The sequence below is a fragment of the Phormidesmis sp. 146-33 genome, from assembly GCF_052939515.1.
Genome location: NZ_JBJPHU010000120.1, coordinates 1 through 20,821, shown reverse-complemented (window position 1 = coordinate 20,821; position 20,821 = coordinate 1). Strand labels below are relative to the sequence as shown.

Here is a 20,821-nt window from a genome sequence, read left to right as displayed (position 1 = left end):
CCTCATCCCTCATCCCTCATCCCTCATCCCTCATCCCTCATCCCTCATCCCTCACTCTCTACTGAGCAAAAACTTCCCTCGATTCGGCATCCTGAGCTTGGGGTAGTAGTCGTTGTTGTTGTTGAATTTCAGCTTTGTAGCGTTCGACATCTTGTTCTAGTTCTTGAATACGGTCTTCTCGGAGGTCAAGCTCTTTGCGATTGTCCATCATCCGCTGAATCTGACTCCAGACGCTAAACACCCAGGCCATGACAGCCCCGATGCCCATCGCCAAAATTAGCTCGATCGACAAAGGTGCCTGCACCTGCACACCCTCAACCACTCGAATCACAGTAGGTTCGGTGTTTTCAATGCCAAATAAAACCAGAGCCAAGCAAATCACAAAGATCAGCAAAAAATTGATTTGTCTCATCGGGTTGATTCTCCAATTACGCGGTTCTGTGTACCAACTTTTGGGAAATGGGTCGAGCAAGAAAATGCAGTTCAATTATGCAGTAGTCTGTGATTTTGTCTTGGAATTCGTTGCAAAAACGTAAGGAGTGAGCGGTGAGGAGTGAGGAGAAATGGGTAGGGGTTTTTTAGGCTGTTTTCACAAAAGAAATGATCAAACGTCGGGTGAGCAAGGCTGACATTAAGATCGAGACGCTACGGAGTTGAATTTTAGAAACTTTTTATATAGTGAAAATCTTTTTAACTGGACTAAAAGCTGGAAATTTGCCTGGGTTTGAGAACTGCCTGGAGGTTATTCGATCGGCGGATATTCAGTACGGATGACTTCGGTGACGACGATCGTGGGGGGTTTGACATTGCGAATGATGTCGATCGTGCCTTTGATGGTGCCAGCGACGGGGACGGCAACAAAAACACCCAAAAATCCGCCGATTTGTAGACCGATGAGCAGGGCGATAAAAATCCACAGGGGGTTGAGTCCGGTAAAGTCACCCATAATTTTGGGCGCTAACAGATTGTCTCGAACTTGTTGCAAAATGATGGCGGCGATCGCCACTTGAAAGGCTAACCAGACGCTCTGAAACATCACCAAAATCGTCACAATCCCAATCCCCAAGGCGGCACCAATAAAGGGAATTAATTCGGCGATGCCAACGATTAGTGCAAACAGCAGCGTAAAAGGAACTCTCAGCGCGAGAAAGATGGGAATCAGCCCGCCTGCCATAAACAGGGCTAAAAGAATCTGACTCAAAAAGAAATTGTGAAAATTAAGCCGCAGTGACTCGCTAAAGGGAATGCCATATTTGGGCGGCAACAGGTTGATCAAACCTCGCCAGAGCCGAGCGCCATAGAGCAGCATATAGAACGCCAGCACGATGATCAAAATGGTGTCAATGATTCCAGAAACCGTCCCTAGAGCCAGTCCGAGCGCTTGAGGAGCGACTTCTTGAATTTGATTTTCGATCTGGGTACTGATGCGTCCGCCAAATCCTCTGAGGTCGATCGGCAGATTTCTCGTCTTTGCCCAAGCATCCCACGCCTCAAAATTTTGCCGACTCGCCTCTAGCCAACCTGGAATTTTTTCGAGCAGTTGGTTGACCTGGCTGATCAAAATCGGCACCAGCGTCACGCCCAAAATCCCCAAAATTGTCACCGTCGCCAGCAAAACCAACACAACGGCCCCAGTGCGACGAATGCGGGCCCGCTCAAAAAATTCGACAGGGTAATTGAGCAAAAAAGCCAAAATGGCCGAAATCACCAGCACTGTCACAGAATGCTCAAAATAGCGCAACACTTGACTAAGGAGCCACACATTGAGGGCGACGATCGGCCCACTCAAACCCAAGACCAGCAATCTGCGGAGCTGTAGCTCATCTGAACGGCGTGACATTCTTGCAAAGAGGTAAGGGGCGGAGAAACTGGAAGCATTAAAGGATTAAAGTCTGGCTTTCGCAATTCTGCACAGTTAAAGGGAGACAGTCAAAGGGAGAAGAATCTACGGAAACGAAGGCTGAGGCGGGTCGTTTCGTTTGAGATAGATTCCCCCGGCGACGAGTAGCCCAATCACAACAGCCCCAATTCCCAGCGGACTAGGCATCCAAAAGGTCGCTTCGAGATGATTCTTTTGACCTGGCTGGAGTGTCCAAATTAAGTGCTTGTCCGATCGCCGCACCTGAGTAGCCCCCACATTTCGAGCATTCCAGGGAGTTGTTAGATCAAACTCTAGTTCAATTAAAGAACCGGGACTGAGCAGCAAGGAGCCATCTGAAGATTGAACGCCGAGCGATCGTAGATCCAGGTCATAGATCAGCCGAGTTCTTTCTAAGAGAAGAAAGTTGCCTTGTTTGACCGTCAGATGAGAGTCAATTTTGGGCAGATCCACCGTTTTGGCGGAGCGTTTTTTACGGGTGTTTTTAAAGTCGGAGCTAAAAAATTCATTAAACTTTGCTTCTAATTCTTTACCGCTGCCAAACGGGATCGTCACCCAAACTTCTTGATCAGACACACGGCGAATTTTGCCCTCAACTTTGCGCGCCCGATTTTCAACATCGTTTAGCCATGCCTGCCCGGTGGTCAGCCGCTCATCGAGACGAATCTGCTGCACGATCGCTCCTCGATTAGGACTGTCAAAATTTACGCCCAAGTTGTAGCGCACACAGCCCGACAGCATCAGTGTTGAGAGCAGCACGATCCCAACGAGGCGAAACCATACCAAGACACGGATTAGAGATGACATCACAAAAGCTTTTAGGTGGAGAGTTCTAAGCAGCATGACACAGGCGGATTGATATCACCTAACATCTAACCACTAATTGCTAGACGGAGCGAGAGGCAATGGGACGATCGCTAGACTCTCTAAATCAACATCAATTTAGTCAAGTTTTTCGCGACCGGGATCTTCTGCCTCCAACTCCTCAATTCTGAGAAACTTCAAAATAACCTCAGTTCAATGGATGTTTTCCGCTGCATCTCTCAGCGAATTTATGTTAGCTCAACCACGCCAAGCCGCCTAGAATCAGTCCGATCGCGCCTAGTGCTACCCAGATAAACCGATTGTCTCTGGTGTCAACCTGACTTAAATCAACAGGTTCCGGGATGGTAAGACGGGGCTTTGAGGCAGGCTTGCGAGGCGTAGTTGGGGCAAATTTAGACACTCCCGAATTGTCAGGTGAACCGTTGTCTGGCAGTTTGGAGAGGTCAGGAATCTCGGTCAGCCATTCAGGACGGGTTCTCAACAAGGGCGCTTCGAGAATGTGGATCAGCCGTCTGGCTTGCTGACGAGTTTTGAGATCGGGGTGACGACTGATTTGACGGCAAAGATTGAGGGCTTCCGATCGCTGTCCGGCCGCTTCGTAGGCAGTGACTAACCAAATCTGCACTTCGCCTCCTAGCCGTGATCCTGACTCGACCAGGGCGCTGGCCCGTTCTAAATGCTGAACGGCTTTGCGGTAGTCGCCCCGCTCAAAGGTATTTTTGCCTGATTCATATTCAGTTTTGACCAGTTCTAAGCTCTCAGAAGTCACAGGTTTCTATCGTTTTAGGTGATCTGACTTCTGCATCCTAAAACATTCGAGCCGTTGAATTCCACACCTGCAAGGTAGACACGGACTAGCGTTAAGCCAGCAGTCCATCAAGCTTCGGTGTGGTCGATCGAGTGAGTCCTTCGTATGTAGGAATTTAGGGGCAACTGGAACTCATCGGCAAAGCGCATAATCTCATCAAATCGACGTGCTTTGAAGTTCTACTCGTCGCTCCAACTGGGGTTGCGTTTGATGACGATTTCTCGTTTATCGACCATTGTTAGCACCGTTGGCAGATCACGCGAAACTCGATCGCTCAGTTTCAACTGTCTCACCGCCTGATCAAACGTCTTGCCCTCGGTCATGGTGTAGGCAATGTCTTCGATTTCTGTCCAGGTGACGTTACTTTCGACAAAGGCTTTGGCCATGACATTTAGCAGGTTTTCCCACTTGTTGCCCTCCTCTTTAGTCATCATTGTGTGAGGAATGTTGAGCAACTGATCAAAGCAGTAATACCAGGATTTGGGCTGGCGCTTTAGCGTATTTTCGTAGAGCGTTTGGTGGTCAAGATTGCTGACGGCGCGATCGGCTTCGGTCGAAATAATGAACATGGGAGCTGAGGAGCTAGTTTTTGATCGCTGCAAAATTTCTTTTCCCATTTCCAAAAACACGCGCAGAGCAGGCACCTCAAACCCGCCGTAGCCGATCACTTTATCAGGAGGAGCCTCTGGTTTCCAGGAGAAATAAGTGCTAAACACATTTACCACCAGATCGATGACTTTGTTGCTGCTGCTGAGGTAAGGAGCAAACAACAGGGCGCGATCGAGTTGGTCAGATTTCTCTAAGGCCAACCAGGCCGCCATCGTCCCGCCCCCTGACAATCCTCCGACGACGACGCGATCGCCCAGCGTTTGAGCCTTTTGGAGCCAGGTGAGCGCAAATTGTTTGTAAACATCCGGCTCGTCTGGTAGAGGTGGCGGATTGTCTTTGCCCCAGTCGCCTGCTTTTCCATGACCTGGCAGCCGAGGAATAATCACGTTGTAGCCTGCGTTGTAGAACGTGCGCCCCATCGGTAAAAACTGGTAAGGAGCCGCCGTGAAGCCATGAAAAAACAGACAGACTTTGGGCGTGGGTGCGGAATGCATCAAAAATTGAGATCGACAGCCATTGTTGCGAACGGGCAGCTTGTCTTCGTAGGACTTGGTGGTTTGAGCGATCGTTTTAGCCGCTCTGTAAGCCTGAGTTGAAATTTTTGTCATAAAAGTAGACACCGGGGAATGAAAGGGGCGATCGTCTTTTTCTCCTTCCCATAGTGTCTTATGGTTCACTCATTACGCCATAAATTCTGAAGCAACCAGCATCGAGCCGATCCCCGCGTCGGTAAAAATTTCGAGTAGCAGCGCGTGGGGCAGCCGACCATCGACAATATGGGCCGCCCGGACTCCTTGAGCGAGCGATCGCACACAGCAACTCACTTTGGGAATCATGCCGCCCGATACCACGCCACTGTCAATCAATTTTCGCGCTTCTTGAATGTCGAGCTTGGGGATCAGAGTCGAAATATCCTTGTAGTCGCGCAAGATGCCAGCCGTGTCGGTCAGTAAGATTAATTTCTCAGCGCCCAACGCTGCCGCAATTTCTCCCGCTACCGTGTCCGCATTGATGTTGTAAGCCTGTCCAGTTTCGTCGGCTGCAACGCTAGAGACCACAGGAATGTGACCATTGCTAACCAACGTTTCTAAAATGCTGGTGTCTACGCTGGTGACTTCTCCCACAAATCCGATGCCTTCTTCGTCCGCAGGTCGCGCCTTAATCAGACTGGCATCTTTGCCACACAGCCCCACCGCCGATCCTCCGGCTTGATTGATCAACGAAACGATTTCTTTGTTAACGCGCCCCACGAGCACCATTTCAACCACATCCATCGTGGCGGCATCGGTGACGCGCAGACCGTTTTTAAATTGAGGCTCGATTCCCAACTTGTCTAGCCAGGAGTTGATTTCGGGCCCGCCCCCATGCACGACGATCGGGCGCAACCCTACACAAGCCATAAAGACGACATCGCGAATCACCTTCTCTTTGAGGGCGCTATCTTTCATCGCCGCACCCCCATATTTGACGACGATCGTCCGTCCTGCAAACTGTTGAATATAGGGCAGCGCCTCACTCAAAACACGCACTCGTGTGGCTTCGGCTTTCTCGAAATATTCGCTTTCGTTGAACATGGGCACTGAGGGCAAAAAGGTCACTCGGATGATCACTATTGCCAATTATGGAGTCTACAACTGTTACGCAGAAGACATTTTATGATCGATTTTTGGAAGAGGGTGCGATCGGCAGATCCGATGAAAAGTTTTTTTGGAAGAAGGCGCGTCGAGGACTGAGACCTGAAGCAAGCTCAACTGAGCCAATTCTGCTGGATAACTTCTTGAAATCACTGGGCGATTAAACACTGGATGAAATAGATAACGTTACGTAGGGTGTGCTGAACTACTTGAAACGCATCGATCGCAAACGTCGTCCAAAGATAATTACAAACAGTAATCTTATCTAATTCACAATTCTAAAGGTCTACATCAGAGCTGTTTCATCACGGCCGGAATCAGCGTTGCCGGGATTTTTGAGAGAGCCTGCGTTTGTCCTTGAATGCCGCTACGCTCATGAAACGCTCTGACGTTTTGCACAATGCAATTGAGGGCAGTCGAGTAAAAGTCAGGCTTGTCTTGCCAGCCGTGGAGCGCCTGAACGTGATGAGAAAGAGACGCTTCGAGATAGGCCAATCGCTGCTGAGTATCCAATTCTGCATGGGTAGCCGTCGCCAACTGATAGAAAGCCGATCCCAAATTGTTGTAGGTTGAGAAGCGATCGAAGGTCAGCGCTGGCGGATGGGGCATGTGAGTCGTCAAATAATCTACGGCGGCGATGGCTTCTTTGTAGGCCGCAATCGCTTGATGTAAATAGCCTTCTGCTTCGTCGTAGTGGGTCGAGGGCTGGTTTGCCAAATGCCAGTAAGCAGTCCCCAAATTGTTTTGAGTCGAAGCGTAGGCCGCAGGAGCCGCATCCAGGGTTCGGTACATTAAGGCAATCCGGTAGGCTCCGATCGCCAGCAGCAAAAAGTCGCCCGGAGTCGCATCGGCCTGTTCTGAGCCTTGAGCGCACTGAGCTAAATTCCAGTAAGCGGTGCCCATATTGTTTTGCAGCATGGCATAGTGCAACGGCTCCTGATCGGGATCGTAGTGACGCAGAGCCGCACTGTAATAGGCGATCGCTTGCTGCAAGTTGTCGATCGGGTTTTGGTGCTGGGCCAGATTCCAGTGAGCGGTACCTAGATTGTTTTGGGTGGCTGCGTACCGAGAAGCTTCCTCTTCGATCTGACGATATTGCAAAGAAGATTGGTAAGCAGCGATCGCCTGTTGCAAATTTTCAGCCGGATTTTGTCGCTGAGCCAAGTCGCTATACGCTGACCCCAGATTGTTTTGAACCATTGCAAAGGTGCTGGGTCGCGTTTGAGGATTGATTTTGCTCAGAGCAAGCTGGTAGGCTTTCAGCGCTTTTTCTAAGTTGGGTAAGGCAATATCAGCCGCCGTCGGACAGCGAGACAGCATCCAATAAAGGTTGCCCACGTCGTTTAACACATCTGGAGCTTGAGAAGAAGTCGGCTCCAAAAATCGCAAAACCTGTTCGTAAGCTCGGACGGTAACCGTGAGATTGGATTGAGACGAATGGCCTTGCTCGACGCGATCGCGATACCAGTCTCCCAACTGACGATAGGCGGCGGCATGAGAGGCAGGAGGCGCTTGAGCAAGCTGCAATTCCTCTAAATGCTGCAACAGACGCATCGGTTCTAGACTGGGATGGTCAGCAGCCACCTGATCTAACGAGATTCCATCCGCCTGCTCCACGTCCTGCATGACGGAAGCCAGCACCAAATCGGCAAATTCGGAGTCTGCACGAGTGCGATTGATTGGGGCTTTGGGCTTTGCCGGTTGAGGGTCGGGAGGCGTTGAAAAATTGGGGGATGAGGAGTTGTCTGCGATGATCTGTTCCCCCTTTGGGGTAATCCGCTTTGCGATTGGGACGGGGGATGAAGGCGGATTTTGTTCCGCTTGGCGAGGAGGGGTGAGGGGTGTTGGCGGACTGTCTTCGACGCGCTTTGGCAATGGAATGAGCGTTGAGGATTGAGGAGCCTTTCTGCTCTTTTGGTTACCTGCTCCCTGGTTCCTGCGTTCTCCCAGGGGGGCCGGGTCGCCTTCAAACTCAAAAATTCCTGTATGCCAGCGCCAAAATTCTGGAACGGACTGCTGAATCGATCGACACCAGGGACGCGACACCCATAGGACTAGATTGAATTCGATCGACGATCGCTGTTTGGCAAATCGCTGAAGCGAGTCGAGAAAGGCGCGTTGAATATGGACGGGCTGACGGGTGAGCGCCTCAATGCCCACGATTTGAAAGGTCGGCACCCAGTTGGCTGGACGGTTGGAATGCTGACTGAGCCAGTGATTGATTTGCCCCAAAATGTCGGGGTTGGGCAGGTTGAGACCGAGGCTGACAATTCGAGAAGGGCTTGCCTGAAGAGGTGCGACACCGTTTTTCTCGGTTACAGGAGTGGTGTGAGCATTGGCAAGATCGGTTCGGAGTTGAAGGGCGAGGCGATCGCGCAACTCGACATCATCGCAGACGGTCACAAAAATTTGACGGCGCAGATTTAAGCTCAACGCCAGCCTTAAGCGCAGATAAATCTGTTGATTCAAGCTTGAGCGGCCCTGAGAAACAAGCTCGGTCACGGGGGTGCTGGAGGCAGGTTGGCAATCGACGAGTGTCATCAGCGATGATTTCGGTCACTTTATTGTGACCCGAATAGATTGGGCTATGAACCCTTTTTCGATTGATTTTGGCTGATGTCAGGATGAAACCTGGGGTGACAGTTGAGACTCTGGCCTGTATGGGGCAGATAAAAAATCACAAAAGGGCTTTTGCGCTGGAAGTTTGAGCCGTGGTTGAGATCGTCTGGTTTGATTCATCAATCATGAACCTGAGTCGTTTGGCGATCGTTCTAATAATGCCCATCAAAAAGCCAGGTGCTGTCTATTACAGTAAGCGACCTGGCTCGTCTGAGGCTACAAGAATCTCAAATCTTCTGATTGTACAAATCTTTTAGAGGTTGAGCTAGGAAGCTTGTGAAACCACAACCGCGACGGCAATTAATCCACCGACCAGCAAAGTTCCCAGGGTACCAAGGATCAGGTAGCCACGCTGTTGGGCTTTGTCAGGAGGAGTCGCTTCATACATCTTTGGCTCGATCGCGTAGTTGTTTAAGCGACCACCTTCTTCGGTTGTGTATCTCATAAGAATCGTTCCTCTATTGTTTTGTTAAGTTTATCAAAAGATGAAGAAATAAACTCGATTTAACGTAAGAAAACTTAATCAAACGGTTAACTTTTAGCATTCGATCTGCACAAGCTAACCGCTGTAAGCTTTTTAGGCGATCGTGCCAGATGTGGGCGAACTGGCACTGGCGATCGCTTTAACGGGAATTCGACCCGCCTGGTAAGCAAGACGACCTGCTTCAGTAGCCAAATTCATTGCTCGTGCCATCATGACCGGGTGAGTTGCCTGAGCGATCGCCGTATTAATCAGTAGCGCATCGGCTCCCAACTCCATCGCTTGGGTGGCTTCGCTGGGTGTGCCAATCCCCGCATCGACGACGACGGGCACCTGAGCGTTTTCGATGATAATCCGAATGTTAGCGGCGTTTTGGATGCCTTGACCAGAACCGATCGGCGACCCCAGCGGCATAACCGTGACACAGCCCACTTCTTCTAAACGCTTGGCTAGTAGAGGATCAGCATTGATGTAAGGCAGGACTGCGAAGCCTTCTTTGACCAACTGTTCGGCGGCTTGCAGGGTACTGATCGGGTCAGGCAGCAGATACTTTGCATCGGGAATCACTTCGAGCTTGACGAAATTATTGTCTTCTTGTCCTAGCAGTTTGGCCATTTCGCGACCCAGACGCGCCACTCGCACGGCATCTTCAGCAGTTTGACAGCCTGCCGTGTTGGGCAACATCCAGATTTTTGTCCAATCAAGGGCTTCGGACAGTCCCTCGTGTCCGGGTGCTTTGGTTTGGACTCGACGCACTGCCACGGTGACGATCTGACTGCCACTGGCTTCGATGCTCTGCCGCATGTCTTCAAAAGTGCGATATTTGCCCGTCCCGGTCATCAGGCGCGATCGAAATGTCCGTCCAGCGATTACCAGCGCGTTATTGAGTGAATGTTCTAAAGGTTTATCCAGCGTTTGCATTGTTATGTCCTATTTATGTTCGATTTTATGTTCGATTTAACGATCGGGATCTTGCCCCATTGATTTAAGCTGTTCTTTGAGTCGAGCAATTTCAGCTTGCGCTTCTGCCAGTTGCGCTTCTGCTTGTTGGGCCCTGTGTTCAGCTTGGTCGGCTCGTGCCGCGATTTCCTCATAGCGCAAAGGGTCGTCCGTCGGGCCGATATAGTTCCAGGCTACCGTTTTGCCCCAGAGTAAAGCGAATTTTTAAACGAGGGCTGACCCAACCTTCTATCGGCTCGATCGCTTCAAGTCGGCCGTCCTGTCTGACAAAGCCACCCAAACTGAGACGATCAGGGTCATAAACATAGTATTCTTCGATGCCGTAGCGATCGTAAAACTGAAACTTACGGGTCATTTCAGGAATCGTGTTGCTCGGAGAGATAATTTCAAACGCAACTTGGGGAGGCAAATTATCTTCTTTCCACTGCTGGTAGCTTCCCCGATCTCCCTTGGGTCGCCCAAAGACAACCATGACATCGGGAGCCTGTCGGAGTTTGTTGCTTCCCTCTTGCGGATACCAGAGCAAATCGCCGCCGACAAAAACTTGAGGATCGTCGCTAAACAGCCAATCGATACCCTTTTTGATATACACAATGTACTCAAACTGGCGGGTATTGTCTGACATGGGCAAACCATCGGAGTCGGGATAGACGATCGACGTGGGAGTGGCAACCATTGGCTTTTCCTGCGTTTGAGTCCAACATTGAGGATCTTAATTATGACGGAAATCGAGACTGAGCGGCTGTTCCTTCGCCCGTTGACGCAGCACAACAGCAGGGCAACGTTTATGCATCAATACCTGCAATTTCATCCTCTTCTGATTCAAGACTCTCTATGATCTGCTGGATACTAACTTGAGGGTTGTACATATCTGCACTTATGTATGCAACTGGAAATGGAGCCATGTCGATTGATCGATTCCATTCTCTTGAATACTTGACTCCCCGATACATCAGTTGATTCCCATCGTCTAGTGTGATGTATGCTGCCTTTCGTCCCCACACTTGACAAGATTGTATACTTCCACCAACAAATATCTGGTTTGGGTCTTCAATCGCACGCCTCATCATACGTAGACACGCCAAATGCAGGGCTGAATCTATCTCCATTCCTGCACACATGAGCGAATTGGTTTCTCTTCTAATCATGTCGTAAGCTTCTTCAGCACGATCCCCTATGACTGCAAAAAGTAGCCCATCCTCTGCTTCGATTTCCTCAATGATTAAATCTGATTCCGTTCCTCTCATATAAATGATTCTTATTTCACCGCCATCGTCAGCCGCTGTTACGAGATACTCAATGTCTTTATCCCAAGCATCTTGCCAAAACTCTCGGAGTGTTCCTTCCACTCTTTTGAGATAATCTTCAAAACGATAATTTGCAAGAAACGTTTTGAAAACTGAGTCCAAATGAATCAGACTTTGCAGCCCTAAAGGAACAGCACCAGCGATGGAAAACACAAAATCACGACGGACATCACTCTTGCCGTATGCTGTTGCGGAAACAATCTGAATTTTAATACCTCGTGCGGTTTGATGCTTAATTTCCGCATTCGAGGGTAAAAAACTACCCGTACCAGTCTGTTGGCTGTTGGCTCCTAACGTTGTGATTAAAGAATCCGAGTAGCACATGGCTGTGACAGTGCCATCGTTAAGAGTTTTGTACTTGTATGAGATGCAAAGAGTCATGCCAACCGAGAAAAACCATGTCTCAATGCTAATAGATAACCTTTGCCTCACGGAGAAACTGATCGCGCGAAAAGAATGACCATCGCTGATCGACTTAGAAAATTAGTCTAGAACATTTGTTCTGATTGTGGTATCACTGTAGAAACCGCCTAATTTTGAGTCACATCGCCTTTTCCGGGCTACACTGAACACTAATTTTGCCACCATCTAGCCTGTGTACGTCAAGCGCGTCGAACTGACCAACTTCAAATCCTTTGGTGGCACGACTCCGATTCCGTTGCTGCCAGGTTTTACTGTGATTTCGGGGCCCAATGGGTCGGGTAAGTCAAATCTGCTAGATGCCCTGCTGTTTTGCTTGGGGTTGGCAGGCTCCAAAGGAATGCGGGCAGAGCGATTGCCGGATCTGGTCAATCATACGCAAAGCACGAAGGGACGATCGACCGTCGAAGCCAGCGTCACAACCGTATTCGACTTGTCTGATGAAGTCGATCTGCTCAATGCGCTCAACAATCCCGAAACCGAAGGCGCAGAAGATGTCACGTTCAAAGATCATTCACAGAATGGTCATGCGAACGGGAATGGAAACGGTACGAGTGATGTAGCGCCCAATGCTGAATGGAGCGTGACTAGAAAGCTGCGTGTCACACAACAGGGAACCTACACGTCAAATTATTTTATCAACGGCGAACCCTGTACGCTCACAGAACTGCACGAGCAATTAAATCGCCTGAGAATTTATCCCGAAGGCTACAACGTCGTCTTACAGGGGGATGTGACCCGGATCATCTCGATGAATGCGCGGGAACGGCGAGAAATTATTGACGAATTGGCAGGCGTGGCTTCGTTCGATCGCAAGATCAATCAAGCCAAAGACAAACTCGATGCCGTCAAAGATCACGAAGACAAATATCACATTGTCGAAAAAGAATTGATTGATCAGCGCGATCGCCTCGCCCAAGATCGCATCAAAGCTGAGAAATATCAAAAACTTCGGGCCGAACTGCAAAACAAAGAACAGTGGGAAGTTGTCATTCGCTATGAGCAGGCGGCTCAGGCAGGAAAACAGCTACAGGCGCAGATTCAAATTGGTGAACAGGAAATCGCGGATCTGACAACTCAGTTAGGCACTTTGGTAACCGAAATCGAACAGAAAACCGCTGAACTGGAGACACTCAACGCTCACGTTCGTGCGCTCGGAGAAGAAGAACAGATTGCCATTCAGTCTACTTTGGCGACTCGTGAAGCAGAACTGCGCCAACTTCAACGACAGGAGCAAGACTTACAAACTGCCAGCCAAGATCTGACGAAAAATCTATCTCGCGCCCAGCAAGACATTCAGGAGCAGATGAAAACGCTGGAATCGTTGACCAGAGAGCAACAAACGCTAGAAGCGAGAGATTTAGCGTCATTTCGGCAACAAAGAGACGAAGCGAGAGCAACCCTCGAAACGAATCGAGATGCGGCGAATGCGTCGGCAGCGAGTGCAGAAGCTTGGGTACAAGAACAAACGGAGCTGCGTCATCAGATTGACAGCATCCTCAAAACATTGGAGCCACAGCGCACAGAGCAGGCTCGACTGAGAGAACGCGCCAGTCAGTTAGAAAAGCAGGTTGAAGAACAACGCCGATCGCTCCTCACGCTGCAAACCCAACTGCTCGAAAAACAATCCGAACAATCCGAACTTACAAAATTACTCGAACAAGCAACGACCAAAATTCAATCACTAGCACAGTCTGTTTCCGCAGCCGAGCAAGAAGTGCAAATTCAGAAGGAAACACAAACGCGATTGCTGAATGAACAGCGTGAGAAACAGCGCAAGTTAGACAAATTAGAAGCGCAAACTCAAGCCATGTCCGAAGCTCAGGGCACTCATGCGACTCAGGTGATTCTCAAAATGGGAATGACAGGCGTGCATGGCTTGGTGGCTCAATTGGGCCGAGTCGAACCTCAGTATCAATTGGCGCTCGAAACAGCGGCCGGAGGTCGATTGGGGCAATTGGTGGTGGATGATGATGCGATCGCCGCCGCTGCCATTGAGATTCTCAAACAAAAACGCGCTGGACGGGCTACATTTCTTCCGCTCAACAAAATTCGGGGTGGACGTGCGCCCTCTAATAGCAGCTTGCGATCGATGAGTGGCTGTGTCGATTTTGCGCTGAATTTAATCGAATGTGACGATCGCTATTGGGAAGTGTTTTCCTACGTCTTTGGCAATACGGTTGTCTTTCAGACGCTGCAAGATGCGCGGCGCTATCTGGGACAGTATCGGATCGTGACGATCGATGGCGAACTGCTCGAACAAAGTGGAGCCATGACCGGGGGCAGTTCCAACAACCGTTCTGCGATTCGGTTTGGAACGGTGGACGCGAGCGAATCGGCTGAAGTGCTGGACTTAAAAGAACGGTTGCGCGTGATTGATACGATTCTGCTGCGCTGTGAAGACGCGATGGCCAGGGCGACGATCGACCATCAAAACAAATCCAAACAATTGGTCGAATCTCGTCAAAATCATCGAGAAATTCAACTCAAATTAGAACAGCTTAAAACTGAAATCACGCGACTGGAAACTGAGCAAACTCAAACCAATTCGCAACTGCAAAAAAGCACCCAAGAAAACACTGCGGCTCAGACTCGATTACACACTTTAGAAGCCGAAATTCCCATTCAAGAAACGCAATTAGCGCAATTGAGACAAACGCTGGCAGATCTGGAGCAATCTCAAACTCATAGCGAATGGCAGCAAATTCAAAGCAGACTGCGATCGCTCGAATCAGACCTCAACCAAAAAGAACTCGCCCTTCGCACAGCGGAACAGCGGCTACAAGATCTCGAAAATCAGCGTCAACGCATTCAAGAAAAAATTCAGCTAGGACAAACCAAAGTTCAGGAATACCGCACCCAGCAAACCGCCCAACTGCAAGAGCAAACCAGCCTCACCGAACAGCAACTCGCCGTCAACACCCACATTGCCCAACTGCAAGCCGCCCTCGCCAAACTAGAGAAGACGCTCGGAGAAGAACGGCAACAGCGCGATCGCGTCGATCGTCAACTGCGAGACCTGCAAACCCGCCAACAACAACTCGACTGGCAACGCAACAAAATTCAAGAAACTCAGGAAACTCGCCGGACTGAACTGATCGCCCTGCAAGAACAACTCGCCGCCCAACGAGCCGATCTGCCCGATCCCCTTCCCGAAATTCCGGAAACCGCTACCCGCGATCTTTCACAACTCCAACACGAACTGCGATCGCTACAAAAACGTCTGCAAGCGATGGAGCCAGTGAATATGTTGGCTTTGGAAGAATACGATCGCACCCAGGCTCGACTAGAGGAACTCACCGAAAAGCTGACCACGCTCGAAGAAGAACGTACCGAACTGCTGCTGCGGATCGAAAACTTTACAACCCTGCGTCAACGCGCTTTCAAAGAGGCATACGATGCGGTAGATATTAACTTTCAGGCAATTTTCGCGACACTTTCAGATGGCGATGGTCACTTACAATTAGAAGATTCTCAAGATCCCTTTAATGGTGGATTAAATCTCGTCGCTCATCCCAAAGGCAAACCCGTCCAAAGATTGGCTTCCATGTCTGGAGGAGAAAAATCTCTAACCGCCCTCGCCTTCATTTTTGCCCTACAACGGTATCGGCCTTCACCGTTTTATGCCTTTGATGAGGTCGATATGTTTCTCGATGGGGCAAACGTAGAGCGATTAGCTAGAATGATCAAGCAACAGGCACAACAAGCGCAATTTATTGTCGTGAGCCTTCGTCGTCCTATGATCGAATCTGCGGAACGAACGATCGGGGTCACCCAGGCGCGAGGCGCATACACCCAAGTTTTGGGAATTAAGCTCCCTCAAAGTGCCTCCGTATGATTTGATATTTAACAGATTGCGAAACAGGATTCGGGACATAATGACAGAAGAATTTCGCCAACGCTCCGACCTCCTTGGAACACAGGTGATCACTCGATCGACCGGAAGACGGTTGGGTGTTGTCAGTCAACTGTGGGTGGATATTGACAGTCAAGAAGTCGTCGCCCTCAGCCTGCGCCCGAATCTGTTCTACGGTACGCCTCAGCCCATGATGTTGAGCAGCATTCGTCAGATTGGCGATGTGATTCTCGTCGATGATGACAATGTGATCGAGGATATCGATGTCGAGGTCTATAACGCCCTGATCAACTGCGAAGTGATTACCGAGACAGGCGAGTTGTTGGGTAAGGTGCGGGGGTTTCGCTTTAATATTGACAGCGGCAAAGTCGATACGCTGACCATTGCCTCGATCGGTCTCCCGCTGATCCCCGATCAAATTGTCAGCACCTATGAAATGCCCGTCGATGAGATTGTCAGTAGCGGGCCCGATCGCTTGATCGTCTACGAAGGGGCCGAAGAAAGAATGTCTCAGTTGAGTGTTGGCATTCTCGAACGGTTAGGCATCGGCAAACCCATCTGGGAGCGCGACGAAAACGAGCAATATTTGAAGCCGATCAACGTCAACAATCAGCTAGGTTCTGGGGTAAAAACGCCGATTCAGACACCGCTGCGCCAACCGATCGAAGAAACCACCTGGGACGAAGACAACTACGGCGAACCCGAACCGCTGCCGCTGCGTCAAGAAGCCCCTCGCCAACGTCGGGCTGAAATGGCTTACGAAGACGAAGAAGAAGACAACTGGAGTGCAGCCAGTTCGCGCGATCGCTACAACGAAGACTACGACGACGATTATGATGATGACGACTACGACGACGCGATCGATGCTGAATCCGCCGAGTTTCGCGAACCCGAAGTCAAATTTGACGACCCCGAAGAAGACCCCTGGCAAGAAGAACCCTACAAGCCTCAAGAGCTAAAGATCCCCGAAAAAACCAAGCAGCCCGAATACGAGGAAGAAGGCTACTAAAAATGAGCGTCATTCTGGCGAAGTGGACATTGGACGACTATCACCGCATGGTTGCCTCTGGTGTGCTGGACGATCGCCAGGTAGAACTACTGCACGGGGAAATTGTCGAGATGCCGCCCGAAGGAGAACCTCATGCCTACTTCAACACAAGCGTTAGAGACTACCTGATTGGGCTGTTGGGAGATCGAGCCACCATTCGGGAAGCGAAACCCATTACTCTGCCTGAGAGCGCATCAGAACCGGAGCCAGATTTGGCGATCTCTTCGAGATACCCGCAAGGGGTCGTCCAGCCTCTCGGACGGGAATATCTCACTCATCACCCCTATCCAGACAATATTTTTTGGTTGATTGAGTTCGCAAATTCATCCCTGATTAAAGACATCGAAGTTAAGCGTAAAACCTACGCCCAGTCCGACATTCCCGAATACTGGGTTATGAATCTCAAGAAAATGGAGCTAATGGTTTATCGGGAGCCACGGGCTGGAGATTATGCTTCTCAAATCATGCTCACAGAGGGTGAAATTCGACCTGTCAGATTTCCTGATGTGGTGATTTCAGTGAGACGATTGCTCGACTGATTTTCGCAATTCCGTTGTAATAAGACCGCACACCCGCAGCATCCGCAAACCCTTCTCAAGTCAGTTTGAGCTGTTGCACGTTCTAGTTTGCTGAACACGCTGATCTGAGCGATCACGCAATTGACTCATAACCACCTGATGAGCAGAGAATCACAGGGTTCTATCCATCGTAATTTTCCATCGTAATCTACACATGAATCTGGGTAACGGCAATCTTACCCGATAAGCAAATGTCTACATCACCACCGGGATCACGCGGACGTTTGGCATACTCTCCGCAGTAGTGAAAGTCACTGCCCTCTATCCGAAAATCGACGGGGAGCGGTTGGGTGCAGGGGTTACAAAACACGATCGCCACATCTACCTCAGTTTCTAAGTAAGGTAGATTCACATTCCAGAAGGCTCCAGGTTCAGAGGGTCGATCGCGCAGTTCTCGCAAAACTTTGGCAGCCCAATAAGCGGATAAGTTCCAATCGATCGGCAGCTTTCCTTTCTTGTATTGAGAAATTGCCACACCGGGAATTCGATGAAACGCGGCTTCTCTCACAGCGGCAACCGTTCCCGAAATGTAGACATCTGCCCCCAGGTTGCCCCCAGCGTTGATGCCTGAGAGAACGAAACTCGTATCGGGGTAAAGATGATGCAACGCAATTCTCACACAATCGGCGGGCGTGCCTGCGATCGCATATTCTCGCGCTGCTCTTTGCTCGACTTGAATCGGCTGAGTCGTCGTCACTTGATGTCCACAGCCCGACTGATGATCGCGGGGTGCGACCAAAATGCCTTCTCCATCCACCGCTCTAAGCAAGGCACGAATTCCGGGAGCGTCAATCCCATCATCATTGGTGAGAATTAAAGTCATGTTGGCAAGATCTGAGTTAAATGCATGATTATTGAATCATACCGACGCGCCATTCGCTGCCAAACGCTTTAATCGCCCAAATAGATTCCTAGCCCGCGAGCGGTTTTGACCAGCGTGCTACCCGGATCGACAACGCAATAACGAGCGATCGCCTGCTCAATCGGCACACTGATCACCTGACGATCGCGCCAACCCACCATGCGATCGTACTTGCCTTCTGCAATCAGATCGACGGCGGCGACTCCAAAAGCTGAAGCTAACAGGCGATCGAGCGGTGAGGGGGTGCCGCCTCGCTGAATATGTCCCAACACGGTTACGCGAGTTTCTGCACCGCTACAGGTTGAGATGCGGTTGGCGAGATATTGCCCGATGCCCCCATACCGCGATTGTCCAAACGGATCGGTTGAGCTAATTTTCTCGCCTTCTTCGGTGCGGACGGCTTCGGAGACGATCACTAACGAATAGTTTTTGCCCTGTTCCTGACGTTCTCGGAGTTTGTCGCAAATGTTGGCGATCGTATAAGGAATTTCTGGAATCAAAATCACATCAGCACCGCCCGCAATACCCGCACTGATGGCAATATGTCCCGCGTCTCGTCCCATTACTTCTAAAATCATGACGCGAGAATGGCTGGCAGCAGTGAAATGCAGGCGATCGAGCGCTTCAGTGGCCGTGTTAACTGCCGTATCGAAGCCAATCGAACATTCAGTAATGTCTACATCGTTGTCGATCGTTTTGGGAATCGTCACCAAATTCATGTTGCCTTGCTGCGCCAATCGTCTGAGAATCGCCATACTGCCATCGCCGCCAATGCCAATGATCGCATTCAATCCCAGCAGGTGATAGCCGTCGATGATTTCTTGAGAGCGATCGACCAACTCCCCATCTGCCATCGGAAAGGCAAACGGATTGCCCTTATTCGTCGTTCCCAAAACGGTTCCTCCGGCGGTCAAAAGGCGATCGACTTTCTCAATTTCCAGCGACACAAACTCTGGAGGACGAGACATCAACCCCTGCGTCGCTCGACTGATACCCAACACCTTCCAACCGTAGGAACCGATCGCCCGAAAAACGACTGCCCGAATAATGGCGTTGAGTCCTGCACAGTCACCGCCGCTCGTCAAAATCCCGATGCGTTTTGTCTCGTCCATGTCGATTACACTGAAAATGCCTAATTGCTGACAGTCAATCGCAAAACGGTAAACAGTATCCAAAACTACGGAATTAATTTAGCGATGTCAGAAACCAATGACATGATCACCTCTGGGATGATTCCCACTGCGCCCGACGGCTACAGGTCTGGATTTGTAGGGATTATTGGTCGCCCCAACGTCGGTAAGTCTACGCTGATGAATTATCTAGTGGGGCAAAAAATTGCGATTACCTCTCCAATTGCCCAAACGACGCGCAATCGTCTGCAAGGAATTCTTACGACCCCAGAAGCCCAAATTATCTTTGTCGATACGCCTGGTATTCACAAACCCCATCACGAACTCGGTCAAGTGCTGGTGAAAAACGCTCAAGTCGCAATTCACGCCGTTGACGTAATTTTGTTTGTCGTAGACTGTACAGCCGAGTTGGGTGGGGGCGATCGCTACATTGCAGACCTTCTCACTAACACCAAAACGCCTGTTATTTTGGGACTCAACAAAGCCGACCAGCAGGGAGAAGGCAACCAGTTTCTCGACAACAGTTACCGAGAATTGGCTAAAGAGCAAGGATGGACAATCGCCAAATTTTCGGCCGTCACCGGAGAGGGTTTGGAGGCGCTACAACAGTCACTGGTTCAAAACCTGGAGCCTGGGCCATACTACTACCCGCCCGATCTCGTCACCGACCAACCAGAACGTTTCATCATGGGCGAACTGATTCGAGAACAAATTCTCTTGCTAACTCGTGAAGAAGTCCCGCATTCGGTGGCGATCGCCATTGAGCGCGTTCAAGAAGAAGACTCGATCACACGGGTCTGGGCCACCGTCTTTGTCGAACGCCCCTCGCAGAAAGGCATTGTGATTGGCAAGGGCGGCAGTATGCTACAAACGATCGGCACCGCTGCCCGTCAACAAATGCAAAAACTGATCGATGGCAAAATTTATCTCGAACTCTTCGTCAAAGTCCAACCCAAATGGCGACAGTCACGCACCCGTCTGGCAGAGTTGGGCTATCGAGTCGAAGAGTAGCCGCGTGGGATGTTGGAAGAATTATGGATGCCCTGCCGAGAGGATTTGCTGGGCAGTGAGTTGGAGGGTCGGAAACGCTGTGAATTGCACAACTTCGGCATTTCGATAACGCCCAGACTCCCGGTAGGTGACATTTTCTAGAATCAGGACAACGACTCTCTGATCCAACGGGTCAACAATCACATATTCAGGAATGCCGACAGCAGCATACTGGGCACGTTTGCGGGTGTAGTCTCGATCTCGATTGGTTTTACCAGGACTAACCACTTCTAGCACAAAGCGCGGCGGGGGCATGTCTAAGGTGATGGTCATGCGATCGCGGGTCAACGATCGATGCTCTTCTCGGATCACCACAATGTCAGGATAACGATTGGCAGCATCTCCAGGGCTTAAGACCGGAGTTTGCAGTTCGCAGTTACCCATCTTGAGGTGAAGCCTATCTACCCCTGCGGCGAGGAGCGCAGCAAACAGAGTCGCAGCAATTTCAGTGTTGATTCCTGATTCGGGTGGCAATTCGATGAGTTCTCCGTCGATCAATTCAGTGCGACACTCAAACCCGGTGTCTGCTAAAGTCAGGTATTCTTCAAAAGTCAGCTTTTGAGTAGTGGTCATCGCGTTCATCTGGGGGAGCGTGAATGCCAGGATCTATGGCTAATCGATCGTATCCTGAATTCGTATTTCAGGCATCTTTACAGTTCTGGTCGCTGATGGACTGACAAATCTTTTCAGGTAGGTTGGGTTGAACCTGGTGACACCCAACGTTAGCAACGGTAGAAAGGCTGCTGTTGGGTTTC

Annotated in this window: 19 protein-coding genes; 4 read left to right on the top strand and 15 right to left on the bottom strand. The window is 50.2% G+C overall.

Features of this window, described 5'->3' with window-relative positions; all coding sequences use genetic code 11:
• Nucleotides 1-58: 58 nt before the first annotated feature.
• The 12 genes from ACJ2PR_RS29645 to ACJ2PR_RS29590 form a co-directional block, all read right to left on the bottom strand.
• Nucleotides 59-412, bottom strand: coding sequence for a LapA family protein (locus tag ACJ2PR_RS29645; protein ID WP_446879680.1), 354 nt, complete (start codon nt 410-412; stop codon nt 59-61).
• A gap of 330 nt (nt 413-742) precedes the next feature.
• Nucleotides 743-1,840, bottom strand: a complete 1,098-nt coding sequence (locus ACJ2PR_RS29640; protein WP_446869013.1) for an AI-2E family transporter — start codon at nt 1,838-1,840, stop codon at nt 743-745.
• A 105-nt stretch (nt 1,841-1,945) separates the two neighbouring features.
• Nucleotides 1,946-2,686 (bottom strand): DUF3153 domain-containing protein, encoded by a 741-nt coding sequence (locus tag ACJ2PR_RS29635; RefSeq protein WP_446879679.1) that lies wholly within the window; start codon nt 2,684-2,686, stop codon nt 1,946-1,948.
• Nucleotides 2,687-2,936: 250 nt separating this feature from the next.
• Entirely contained in the window at nt 2,937-3,473 is a 537-nt protein-coding gene (locus ACJ2PR_RS29630; protein ID WP_446869015.1) for a hypothetical protein, read from the bottom strand.
• Nucleotides 3,474-3,691: 218 nt separating this feature from the next.
• Nucleotides 3,692-4,798, bottom strand: coding sequence for an alpha/beta hydrolase (locus tag ACJ2PR_RS29625; protein WP_446879678.1), 1,107 nt, complete (start codon nt 4,796-4,798; stop codon nt 3,692-3,694).
• A gap of 3 nt (nt 4,799-4,801) precedes the next feature.
• Nucleotides 4,802-5,695 carry an acetylglutamate kinase gene (gene argB, locus ACJ2PR_RS29620; protein ID WP_446856203.1) on the bottom strand — a complete coding sequence of 298 codons (894 nt, stop codon included), beginning with the start codon at nt 5,693-5,695 and terminating at the stop codon, nt 4,802-4,804.
• 351 nt (nt 5,696-6,046) lie between these two features.
• Nucleotides 6,047-8,296, bottom strand: coding sequence for a tetratricopeptide repeat protein (locus tag ACJ2PR_RS29615; RefSeq protein WP_446879677.1), 2,250 nt, complete (start codon nt 8,294-8,296; stop codon nt 6,047-6,049).
• 343 nt (nt 8,297-8,639) lie between these two features.
• Entirely contained in the window at nt 8,640-8,819 is a 180-nt protein-coding gene (gene psb34 / locus ACJ2PR_RS29610; RefSeq protein WP_446856200.1) for a photosystem II assembly protein Psb34, read from the bottom strand.
• 132 nt (nt 8,820-8,951) lie between these two features.
• Complete coding sequence (locus ACJ2PR_RS29605; protein WP_446879676.1) at nt 8,952-9,776, bottom strand: thiazole synthase; 825 nt, start codon at nt 9,774-9,776, stop codon at nt 8,952-8,954.
• Nucleotides 9,777-9,812: 36 nt separating this feature from the next.
• Nucleotides 9,813-9,956: a hypothetical protein gene (locus ACJ2PR_RS29600; protein ID WP_446879675.1), complete on the bottom strand. Its 144-nt coding sequence runs from the start codon at nt 9,954-9,956 to the stop codon at nt 9,813-9,815.
• Nucleotides 9,946-10,491 carry a Uma2 family endonuclease gene (locus ACJ2PR_RS29595; protein WP_446879674.1) on the bottom strand — a complete coding sequence of 182 codons (546 nt, stop codon included), beginning with the start codon at nt 10,489-10,491 and terminating at the stop codon, nt 9,946-9,948. The genes ACJ2PR_RS29600 and ACJ2PR_RS29595 overlap by 11 nt, the downstream gene beginning before the upstream one ends.
• 109 nt (nt 10,492-10,600) lie before the next feature.
• Nucleotides 10,601-11,446, bottom strand: a complete 846-nt coding sequence (locus tag ACJ2PR_RS29590) for a hypothetical protein (protein WP_446879673.1) — start codon at nt 11,444-11,446, stop codon at nt 10,601-10,603.
• Between the two features lie 271 nt (nt 11,447-11,717).
• Here ACJ2PR_RS29590 and smc point away from each other — a divergent pair, with 271 nt between their 5' ends.
• Genes smc through ACJ2PR_RS29575 form a run of 3 tightly spaced genes read left to right on the top strand, consistent with a single transcriptional unit; the run spans nt 11,718 to nt 16,985 of the window.
• Nucleotides 11,718-15,380, top strand: a complete 3,663-nt coding sequence (smc, locus tag ACJ2PR_RS29585; RefSeq protein ID WP_446879672.1) for a chromosome segregation protein SMC — start codon at nt 11,718-11,720, stop codon at nt 15,378-15,380.
• A gap of 40 nt (nt 15,381-15,420) precedes the next feature.
• The gene (locus tag ACJ2PR_RS29580; protein WP_446856193.1) at nt 15,421-16,407 is read left to right on the top strand and encodes a PRC-barrel domain-containing protein; all 987 of its coding nucleotides are present in this window, start codon (nt 15,421-15,423) and stop codon (nt 16,405-16,407) included.
• 2 nt (nt 16,408-16,409) lie between these two features.
• The gene (locus tag ACJ2PR_RS29575) at nt 16,410-16,985 is read left to right on the top strand and encodes a Uma2 family endonuclease (protein ID WP_446879671.1); all 576 of its coding nucleotides are present in this window, start codon (nt 16,410-16,412) and stop codon (nt 16,983-16,985) included.
• Between the two features lie 187 nt (nt 16,986-17,172).
• Here ACJ2PR_RS29575 and surE read toward each other — a convergent pair whose 3' ends face one another.
• Nucleotides 17,173-17,847, bottom strand: coding sequence for a 5'/3'-nucleotidase SurE (gene surE, locus ACJ2PR_RS29570; RefSeq protein ID WP_446879670.1), 675 nt, complete (start codon nt 17,845-17,847; stop codon nt 17,173-17,175).
• Nucleotides 17,848-17,915: 68 nt separating this feature from the next.
• Nucleotides 17,916-18,998, bottom strand: coding sequence for an ATP-dependent 6-phosphofructokinase (locus ACJ2PR_RS29565; RefSeq protein ID WP_446879669.1), 1,083 nt, complete (start codon nt 18,996-18,998; stop codon nt 17,916-17,918).
• Between the two features lie 84 nt (nt 18,999-19,082).
• Between ACJ2PR_RS29565 and era the strand changes: the two genes are divergently transcribed.
• A complete protein-coding gene (era, locus tag ACJ2PR_RS29560; protein ID WP_446856189.1) occupies nt 19,083-20,027 on the top strand; it encodes a GTPase Era in 945 nt (314 codons plus the stop codon).
• A gap of 21 nt (nt 20,028-20,048) precedes the next feature.
• Here era and ACJ2PR_RS29555 read toward each other — a convergent pair whose 3' ends face one another.
• Nucleotides 20,049-20,639 carry a Uma2 family endonuclease gene (locus ACJ2PR_RS29555; protein WP_446856188.1) on the bottom strand — a complete coding sequence of 197 codons (591 nt, stop codon included), beginning with the start codon at nt 20,637-20,639 and terminating at the stop codon, nt 20,049-20,051.
• Between the last annotated feature and the right edge of the window lie 182 nt (nt 20,640-20,821).